This window comes from Draconibacterium sp. (assembly GCF_041583095.1).
Taxonomy (GTDB): domain Bacteria; phylum Bacteroidota; class Bacteroidia; order Bacteroidales; family Prolixibacteraceae; genus Draconibacterium.
Genome location: NZ_JBFHGM010000192.1, coordinates 1 through 10,137 on the forward strand (window position 1 = coordinate 1; position 10,137 = coordinate 10,137).

Sequence of the window (10,137 nt, forward strand, 5' to 3'; positions counted from 1 at the left end):
GAATCGTGTGCACGAAATAAAACCTTTCCTTCACCAATCGTTCCCGAGAGATCCGGTTTCAGTTCTATCTTTTCAATGGTGCCGTTCCAGTTTTGCAGCCACTCGTAGCAGTAAATCATGTACGGTTTTCCGTCTTTATCCACCCAGAAGGTTCCGTCTAAAGTGGGTTTGTCGGCCGGCAGGTATATGGAGTCTTTCATCGGAACATAAGGCCCGTCGGGTTTGTCGCTTACCAAAACATGACTGGCGCGTCGTTCAATTTCATTTCCTTTTACCGTGTCGATAATCACTTTGCGGTTCGTGAAAGTGGCAAAGTAGTAGTACTTGCCGTTGTATTGATGCAATTCGGCAGCCCAGATCATGGGGCGCGGCCCCATCCACGAATCAGGATCGGTTTGTGCCACCACAAAAGGGCCTGTCCACCATTTCAGATCTTTACTTTTCCAAAGCAAACCGCCCGTTCCGGTCATGTAATAAGTGGCGGTGTTTTTATCGGCCAGAATGCACGGATCGCTCAAGCGTATGGAGTCCAGTGGTATATTTTCTTTTACTACGCGTTTCCGGTTTTGTGCTAAAAGCGGTGCAAATGTGGTGGTTAAAAACAGGAACGTTAAAAGCTTTTTCATAAATCTGAGTTTATGCAATTATTAATGTAAGGGGAGGTGCTATTTACACAATTTGTACACTTCGCTACCAGCCAAAAGGAAACAGCCCAAACCGTAGTCTTCAAAATCGGGTTTGCTGGTGTAGGTTACCGGTTGCCCGTCTTTTGGTTCTTTACCGGTGCCTTGCACATAGCCCAAAGAACCATCCTCATGAACCGATTCGGTGGCCAGTGCATTCCATCCCTTTGTTATTGCCGGCATGTATTTTTTTGCGCTCAAAATACCATTTTTCACTCCCCACGCCATGCCGTATACAAACATCGATGTGCCGCTTGCCTCTTTGCCCCCGTAATTATTCGGGTCGTGCAGACTGGCATTCCAAAAACCATCTTCGCGCTGAATGGGAAGTAAGGCTTTCATCATCTCCTTATAAGTTTTCAGGTATTCTTTGTAGTGCGGATCGTTTTCGGGTAAAATATCCATAACCCGAACCAGTGCGGCCACTACCCAGCCGTTTCCACGGCTCCAGTAACAATCTTCACCGTTTGGCTCTTTGTAAGGCGGTGTGAAATCGGCATCGCGCCACCATAAACCATCCTTTTTATTATACAGGCCCTGCGTAATTTTGGTGTCCATATACATTTCGTACATGCGCTCCGAGTATTTGCTATCTCCGGTAAGAACAGCCAGTTTGGCAAATACGGGCATGGCCATTTGCAGCGCATCAATCCAGTCCCAGTCGTCAGTTTTATTGGTTTCCAGCATCAAATCTACCGAGGCCTTAATGTCTCTTATGCGCTCCGGCTTTTGTTCGATGTTATACAAATCGATATACGTTTGTCCTGCACACTGGCTATCCGCATTTCGCGAATTAACACCATATCGTAATCCCCATTTATGAGACTCGCCCCAGTCGATCGCGTATTGCAGGTAGGCTGGGTCGGGTTTGATGGAATACAAAGCCATTAATCCTTCATAATAAACTGCCCGTGTCCACAGGTTGCTGGGGCGCTCTCTGTTCGTAATTACATTTACACCCGGATCAGGCCACTTTTTCATTAAATAGCCATTGGCCAGATCCATTTTTTCTACTACATCCTGTTTGGCAGGAAGGTGCTGTGCCGATGTTAAAAACGCCGAAAGAAGGAATAAACTTAGCAGGAAAAGCGAGGACTTAAATTTCATAATGCATATGTTTTTGATGATTCGTTGCATGGTTGTAGATTTATTACTCTTTTGAATACGGTGTTGCAGGAGTTAATGCCTGAAAGCTGTCAGCTACCTTTTCGTATCCAAAATCAAACTCCCTTCACTCTTTTTTTTCGGTATAAAACTGAAGCGAGCTGTCGTTAATTCTGATGTCGTGTGTTTTAACCAGTTCTATCATTTCTGCTCCAGCCAGGATAACAGGTCCGTATCCGTGAGCGGCGAATACGTTTACCGGACGATAATAGTAAAATGCAGGATCAAACCCCATGCCTGTTCCCACGCAGGTACCTTCTACCTGTCCTTTTTCGTTCACTTTTGTTGATACGGCATTCCAGGCCAGGCAGGCTACCGGACCATAAACCTTTGCATCAACATAACCACGGTTAATCGCCCGCGCAATTGCATATGCATAAATAGCTGTAGCCGATGTTTCCAGGTAGGTATCGTTCCGGTCGATCAACTGATGCCAGAATCCTGTTCCATCCTGGTAACTGGCCAATCCCTTTATGTGGCGTTTTAACAGGTCCAGCACCTTATCTCTTTCCGGATAATCTTCCGGAAGTACTTCAAGCAGTTCTACCAATGTCATTACTGCCCAGCCGTTGGCTCTTCCCCAGTAAAACTGCGGATGTTCTTCCATATCCATTATCCAGCCGTGCATGTACAGCCCCTTTTCGTAATTGAACATACGATTTGAAAATTGTATCACCTGTTTCACGGCATCATCAAAATATTTGGTGTCGCCACTGTAGCTACCCATTTGTGCCAATGCCGGAACGCTCATAAACAGATCGTCGAGCCACAGGGAATTGGGTTGTGGACGATTGCGTGCCAGTGTATTGTCTTCAAAACGAAATTGTTTATTGCTGATGTAATCGATGTAACTTTTTATTCTGCTGTCGAGATTTTGGGCTTTTCCGCTGTTGCTTGCTTTAATCATGGCTGCACAAATGGCTCCGCAATCGTCGAGTGCGTGAGGATGAACGGAGCGGTACAAGGCGTATTGTGCGCCTGGGTTTTGTTCTTCGAACTTTGTAAACGCATCCAGCGCTTTACCCATAAAATTGAGCCTTTCGCTTGTATAAGCTGCGTACTTCGGATCTCCCGAAGTTTTACTCGCGAGCAGCATGCCGGCATAGGTAACTCCCCATTCATAACTGTTTAACCGAAAGTCTCCCGGCATAAAAATGGTATTTTCATCCACTTTTGAAAAATCAGTAATTTCTTCCCCGGTATTTTTATCCTGGAGTTTGGCAGGGGTGCTTTCATTTAAATAGTTATAAATTTTGTCGATGGTTTTTATAATATCATCTGGATCTGGTTTTCCGTAAGGGTTGGGATAATCCGGTTGAAGCAGATGCAGCGGAGTAGTTACATCGTTTACTTTTTGAGCCGATACTGTCAAGCCAAACAAGGTGCAAATGACAGTAAAAATGGTAATTAATTTCTTATTCATATCGTTTATGGTTTTTTAGAATCAGTGTTTAAATTCAATATAGTTTAATATAAATTCGTATAGCCTCTTAACTTACACTCTCCTAAATTTTGTATCTCTTCGGTAAGCGTGAGGGCATTAAATCGGGCACCGTAAACATTGGTGTGAGTATGATCACCCGGAAAAAATTGCTTTACAATTTTTGGACCCATGGCTTCATACTCAACGGCTATAGTGTTGTTTAAATCAATAAAGAATGCTTTTTCTGCTTTGGCTGCCTCTTTTGCCCATTTGCCGTAATTGTCATCTACCCTTTCTACTTTTCCATTAGGCCATTCATTTCGTGGAATTTGTGAAAGTACAATAACAGATACTCCCCTGGCTTTAGCTTCCTGAATGTATTTTTTTATGTACCAGCCATAGGTGTGAACGGTTTCTTTCGAACCATCACCGCGGGTAACTTCCATCGTTTCATCTCCCGTTCCGGGCAGTGATCCCCTGTATTTGGGTTTGTCGAGGTTGCCGCCGTCGTTGTGTCCAAACTGGATGATTAAGAAATCGCCGGAATTTAACTGTGTCCGCACCTCATCCCAGAGGCCTTCGTAATGAAAACTTCTGCTACTTCGTCCTCCACGTGCTTTGTTTAAGATAAGAAGGCGTGTAGTATCCATATAATTATAGAGTTCGCGGCCCCAGCCAACAATCTCATCGTTTCCATTGGCAACGGTTGAGTCTCCGATTATAAATACCTTTTTCTTTACCGGGAAGTTTATTTTAGGATTCTTCAGCAAATAATCTTTCAGGTAACATTCATCCGATTTTTTTAGTTCATCAACAATCAGGGTGGCCGCAAGCACTGCGCCTTTTGCCGAAGTATGGGTATGATCTCTTTTAAAGAAATAATGACCGGTGACCGCATCTTCGCCCAGTTTTTCCATGGCAATTGCCATTTTTTCATTCAGGTTGATAAACTCAACTTCATCTAAATTGGCCACTTCTTTGGCCCATAATCCATATTTCGTATCGTTGCGCGGAACCTGGCCATTTTCCCAGTCATTTCGCGGAATAGGCGACACAACGACCGGTATTGCCCCTTTTGCTTTGGCTTCGGCAATGTACTGCCTGATGTACCATCCGTAAGTGTGAACAATTTCATGAGCACCGGTTAGCATATTATCAATCTCTTCCGTGGCGTCGCTAATTCCATAAATGGTACCGCGTGCTCTAAAATCGTCGTTTATCGGGCCATCATCGTTGTGACCAAACTGCATTAACAAATAATCGCCGGGTTGTATTTTCCGGAGTACTTCATCCCACAAGCCTTTACTTCGGAAAGTACGACTACTGGTACCTCCCAGTGCGTGGTTCTCTATGTTTACTCTGCTTGTATCGAAAAACTGAACCAGAGGATCGCCCCAGCCCCAAAGTCCACCGGCTCCGTCACCGCGTCCGTTTTTTACAGTTGAATCGCCTATGATATATATGGTTGGTTTTCGGTCCGAATTTTCTTTTTCAATTTCTTTACATCCTGCAAAAAAACAAAGAACCAGGATAATATTAAGAACTCGTATCATATTGAAAGTTTTATGAATCCCTGTGAGTAGTTTTTATTGTTAGTTGCGTAAACCGAAATAGAAATATAAGTTACGTTTTACCGGTTTGTCCATCTTGTTCAGTTCTCCGGCAGGTCCCAGGTTCCAGGTATCGTTGCTGATTCCCATGGCCAGTTTGGTGCCGAGTGGTGGAATGCCGTCGAGAAAAGAAATATCGCCTTTTGGTAAGACCGGATAATTTTTTGGCCCTGAAATTCCGTAAAAATCAAAGAGGCGCACAAAAAGGTCGTCCTCTTGTGCTACAACCGTAAATTTCCCATAAACGGTATTGAATTCTATCCACGAAACATCGGCATAGTAACCTTTAAACTGAGGGTATTGCCAGTTGTTATCGCCGGGCAGCACATTATTGTACAAACGCTGAAAAACATCGAGACGGCCGCCCTGTAAACGGTTTTTCCAAACATGCGCCGGTCCTTCGCCCAGCCATTTTGCGCTGATGATATCCGATTCCGGAAAATCAAAACTGATACCGGTAAAATACTGTTCGCCTTCTACCAGGTATTCGTAATCAAGCTGCAGCCAGCCACTGTTGTACATGGTCCACGACAGTTGTTTGATGTCGCCATCATAAAGCATGTTTAAACGGTAACTGTTTTCATTTTTGCTCTTTTCAATAGTAAGCAGTTTGGCATTTCCACTCACCAATACCGGCCCGTTTGAAAAGGGTAGAGGCAGTCCAAAATCATTGGCAAGCTTTCGGATTGTACCGTCTTTTTTACTAAAAGTAACAGCAATTCCCGAGGCTTTTAGCGTGATCAGCGAATCGTTTTCATTCACCTCAACCGACGAACTGATATTGGTATCGCCTTCCTGACGTTCAATCGGTAAAATATTATCTTCCTCAATTCCCAGGGCTTTTAGTGCTTTTAAACGCTCTTCTTCGCTTTCATTCAGGTCTTTTTCAACCAGTTTAACCACCTGGTTGGCATTGCCATCGGTTTTCCAACTCCAGCAGTATATTTCGTTGTTCGATGGATCGAAAGCACATAGGTACAATGCATCGTACTGCTTGTAATTGGCAGGCAGATCCAAATCCAGCTTGCCTTTTTGAACCGGAGCTAGGTCAGGACTTTTTGCTACCCCGCTTTTTATTACTTTATGAAATGCGCCACGTTGTTCGGGCAAGCTAAAATCAACCAATTGCCATTCAAAACGCACCTTGTTCAGGTTGGTAAAATGGTAGCGGTTTTCCAATGGAATAGTACCGTCAAAATCTTCAGGAAGTTTTTCCATTTCAATTTTAACGGGACTGTAAATTTCACGCATAGCGTAAACGCTGCCTTCTTTTTCGCGGTGTGGGCCAACCAGCCCGTCGGGGGCATTTACACGGTTGACATCAATAACATTATTCATATCGGTGCGCACCAAACCTTCGTCAGCCAGCACCCACGAAAAGCCACCTGCCGATCGTTCCGAATTCCAAAATAACTCCCAAAAGTCAGCCAGCGCCGTTGCTCCGCCACCATCGTCCTGCGCATGCAAAAATTCGGTGGGCATGTAGATCAGGCCTTCATCCAAAATTTTTTTCGAGCTGTAATAATTTTCGTAGTGGTTGCAGTCTATTCCGTTAAAATCGTTTCCGGGACGGTGGTGGGCGTGAATCACAGGGCGTTTCGACGGATCGTAAAAACCATAATCATCATCCAGTTCTTTGTTGGTCCCGCCTTCATTTCCATTGCTCCAGAAAATTATGGACGGATGATTGACATCCCGAATCACCATTTCTTTTACCAGTTTACTTCCTGATTCGGTATCATAAGCATTTTGCCAGCCGGCCAGCTCGTCGAGCACATAAAGTCCCAATGAGTCGCAATACTGTAGAAACGTTTTGTCGGGAGGGTAGTGCGAGCACCGAACCGCATTCATATTCATAAATTTTATGAGTTTTACATCATCCAAATCGATTTGCGGATTTACACAACGTCCGGTTTCTGGCCAGAAAACGTGGCGGTTTACACCTTTCATTTTAATTTTTGTTCCATTGAGGTAAATGCCGTCACCTTTGCGTATCTCGATGGTGCGGAACCCAAATTTTTCGGTGAGTTCGTAAGTGGTTTCAGCTCCGTTTTTTAGCCTGACTTCTATTGAATAGAGATTTGGGGTTTCGGCCGTCCAGGTGTGAGGATCTTCAACTTTGCACGACAACTCAACCAGCGAATCGCCTTTTGAAACTGAACTTTGACAGGTTTGTATCAGTTTTCCTGTATTGTCGAAAATACGGGCTTCAATCGTTTGTTTGTCGTCTACATTTACCGGGAAAGTTTCCATTGTAAATGATCCATCGGCTTGTGCATTTATGGCCACCCGGTCGATATAGTTTTGAGGCATGGCTTCCAGGTATACCGGACGGAAAATACCACCAAAAATCCAGTAATCGGCATAACGCTCGGCATGGTTCACCGATGCATTCGACGACCACTTGTCTACCTTTACTTCCAGCAGATTTTCACCGTTAGTTTTTAGTTTATCTGTGATGTCGTATTTAAACCGGTAGAACGATCCCTGATGAATGGGCCCGGCGAGTTCTCCGTTTATCTTCACTTCCGTGTCGGTCATCGAGCCTTCAAAAACAATAAAAACACGTTTGCCGTTCCAGTTTTCAGGCAGGTTGAAACGATGTTTATATAAACCACTTTCTTTGGCATAGTCGAATTTTTTTCCGTAAGTGCGATAATCGCGGCCATAGTCGTACTCGCCAAAGCCCTGTTGCTCCCAGTGTGACGGAACTTCAATTTTGGTCCATGCACCGCTTTTTCTGCCGGCAGTGCAGAAGAAATCCCATGCCACGGTGTTTTCACTATCAGTTCCCGAGAGGTATTTAATTTCTTTTTTGGCCGGATTTGCCCAACCGAAATTGATTAATAGAACAAAAAGTAATGTTGTTGTAGTTCTTAGAAATGAATTCATAATTAGCGTTTTAATCTATTTGAATGGAAAAGTTCTTTCCTTTCTTTTCAATAATTGCCTGGCGTGTATTTTCCTGGTACGACCAGTTGTCGGCGCCGTAAATACTGTTTGGTTTGGATGCCCGGTTAACAAGAATGGTGTAATCATGGTCTTTCTGACCTTTCACCTGAATCATATTTCCATTTTGGCTGGTAACTATCTCCACTTCCGAGTAATAAAATCCGTCGCCAAGCGGTTCGTAAAAATGTAAAGAGGCATCTTCCTGTTTCAGAATGTACAGCTTGAATTGCCCGGAATACAAAGTGCTGTCTCCATTAACCAGCGCTTTTTCTTCGGTTGGATTAACGGGGATAATAACAGCATCAGCATTGCGGTTGATTGCCTGAAACTGTTCTTCCACCGTAAGTTTTGTTTCTTCCTGTACCGTTTGTGATTTGATTTTTATTAATTCGGGTTGTTCAATATTATTGCACTCCGTTAGCGCGATGGGTTCGCCGCCAGCCGTTTTTAATACAACGTCTTTCATTGTCCAGTTGCTGGCGTAAGTGAGCTGGCCACTTTCCTCTGCTTCAACCGAAACATTTTCCCAGCTAATGTGATGAATGTGACGTTCGGGATAAGCATTGGCATAAAATGCACGTTTCGCTTTTTCCACTTTAATATCGCTGAGTTTGATGTTTCTGAACTCCGGAATTCCCTTTTCTTCGGGAACAACACGCTGGCTCAGTACCCGCCAACGGTCTTTAATTTCTTCTTCAGGAATATCGTCGGGAATCGTGCAGTAGCTGTACTCGGGGTACCAGTTCAGTTCAAAATGAAATGGATTGGCCACATTTTCCATCTCTATATCATGAAAATGAATGTTTTCGATGATTCCGCCGCGTACTTTTGCCGATTTAAAACGGATTCCGATATTGGTGCCAATGGCTTTTAAACCATATACTTCGATGTTGCGCATGCCTCCTGAGGTTTCGCTTCCCAAAGTTATTAAACCATGACCGGCGCGCGTGATGCAGTTACGATAAACAATATTTTCGGCAGGACGATTTACGCGTAATCCATCGGCATCTTTACCGGCTTTTATACAAAGGTTATCGTCGTTGCAATCAATATCGCAATTCTCTACCAACACATCTTTCGAGGAGTCGGTATCAATCCCGTCAGAACTTGGTCCGTGGCCGCCAATGTTGTTGCGAACCACCAGCCCGTCGACATGCACGCGTGTGCTGTAGGTAAGCGAAACGGTCCAGAATCCGGCACGTTTTACGGTAAAATCCTTCAGTAGCACATCCTCCGATTTCCAGATAACAACAGGGCGCACACGCTCGCAATCGTAATCAACCGCCCAGCGGATACCTTTGTCTTTGTACTCGCCCCACATGCCCCCACTGTATTTCGGATCGCCCCAGAATTTGTTCCACCAGTATTTTCCGTTTCCATCAATCACCCCTTTTCCGGTAATACGCACATTTTTTTCGTCGTAAACATTAATCAGTGCAGCCGGCCATTCCATTTCAATTCCGGCGATGCGCGTCCACTTTCTTGGGTAATAATCGTTGTTCTGAATCGCCTGAATTACAACGCCCTCTCCGATATGAAGTTCAACATTCGACTTTACAAAAAGTGCTCCCGACAAATAGGTTCCAGCCGGAAAAATCACTTTCCCTCCTCCGGATTCTGCAGCAGCATCAATGGTTTGCTGAATGGCTTCGGTTGCCAGCGTTCTTCCATCTGCAACTGCACCAAAATCGGCAACATTAAAAGTTTTGTCTGGAATTACAGAGAAGTTGTCGTTGTAGAAGAAACTTTCAAGACGATTAACCAATGCGCTTTTAGTGTTTTTTTCTGCTTTTGGATTACACGCGAAGGCAGCAATTATAATCAGTATGGCAGCAATTTTCTTCATCATATTCATATTTTGTCCTTTAAAATACAGGCGATATATTTTCCCATTTTACATCCCATTTCCCATTTTTCGGAAATCCCGGGTTTTCCTCTGTGCAACCGTCCCATCCGGCACACATCATACCTATGGTAGTCAACAAACCTCCGTTTCCGGGCAGGTAAATTCTTAACCGGTCATCCTGAAAATTGTGACCGTTTTTCAGGTAAGTATTTTTTTGTACATCTTTTAGTAAAAATTCGAGTGCCATTTCAGGTTCTCCCAACCGGGTGGCACACATAGCTGCCATCGGATAATCCCACCCCCAGGTTTGTTGCCAGTTCCATTTTTTTGCCACTACATGCATGGTATTGCGCATAATCTCCGGATCAACTTTATTCCATTGGGGGAGAATGCCATAAGCGCCAAGCACCATAGGATGGTCTCTCATCAGTTCCGGATTGGTATAGGAATCAGTTGCTC

At 44.2% G+C, this 10,137-nt stretch carries 6 protein-coding genes and 1 pseudogene; all 7 read right to left on the minus strand.

Annotated features, from left to right (window positions below; translation table 11 throughout):
• Window positions 1-626, minus strand: a 626-nt coding sequence (locus tag ABZB17_RS16065; RefSeq protein ID WP_372651527.1) for a family 43 glycosylhydrolase, incomplete at its 3' end; no start/stop codon positions are given.
• A 39-nt stretch (window positions 627-665) separates the two neighbouring features.
• Complete coding sequence (locus ABZB17_RS16070; RefSeq protein ID WP_372651529.1) at window positions 666-1,790, minus strand: glycoside hydrolase family 88 protein; 1,125 nt, start codon at window positions 1,788-1,790, stop codon at window positions 666-668.
• 124 nt (window positions 1,791-1,914) lie between these two features.
• Window positions 1,915-3,270 carry a glycoside hydrolase family 105 protein gene (locus ABZB17_RS16075; RefSeq protein WP_372651531.1) on the minus strand — a complete coding sequence of 452 codons (1,356 nt, stop codon included), beginning with the start codon at window positions 3,268-3,270 and terminating at the stop codon, window positions 1,915-1,917.
• 44 nt (window positions 3,271-3,314) lie between these two features.
• Window positions 3,315-4,823, minus strand: a complete 1,509-nt coding sequence (locus ABZB17_RS16080) for a rhamnogalacturonan acetylesterase (protein ID WP_372651533.1) — start codon at window positions 4,821-4,823, stop codon at window positions 3,315-3,317.
• Window positions 4,824-4,862: 39 nt separating this feature from the next.
• Entirely contained in the window at window positions 4,863-7,772 is a 2,910-nt protein-coding gene (locus ABZB17_RS16085) for a glycoside hydrolase family 2 TIM barrel-domain containing protein (protein WP_372651535.1), read from the minus strand.
• 10 nt (window positions 7,773-7,782) lie between these two features.
• A complete protein-coding gene (locus ABZB17_RS16090) occupies window positions 7,783-9,678 on the minus strand; it encodes a glycoside hydrolase family 28 protein (RefSeq protein WP_372651537.1) in 1,896 nt (631 codons plus the stop codon).
• A gap of 19 nt (window positions 9,679-9,697) precedes the next feature.
• Window positions 9,698-10,137 (minus strand): annotated as a pseudogene (locus ABZB17_RS16095) (hypothetical protein); the annotation flags it as partial.

Bases quoted from the DNA above. Each gene is read 5' to 3' on its own strand.
- ABZB17_RS16080 (WP_372651533.1), bottom strand. From the start codon at position 4,823: ATGATACGAGTTCTTAATATTATCCTGGTTCTTTGTTTTTTTGCAGGA.
- ABZB17_RS16085 (WP_372651535.1), bottom strand. From the start codon at position 7,772: ATGAATTCATTTCTAAGAACTACAACAACATTACTTTTTGTTCTATTA.
- ABZB17_RS16075 (WP_372651531.1), bottom strand. From the start codon at position 3,270: ATGAATAAGAAATTAATTACCATTTTTACTGTCATTTGCACCTTGTTT.
- ABZB17_RS16070 (WP_372651529.1), bottom strand. From the start codon at position 1,790: ATGAAATTTAAGTCCTCGCTTTTCCTGCTAAGTTTATTCCTTCTTTCG.
- ABZB17_RS16090 (WP_372651537.1), bottom strand. From the start codon at position 9,678: ATGAAGAAAATTGCTGCCATACTGATTATAATTGCTGCCTTCGCGTGT.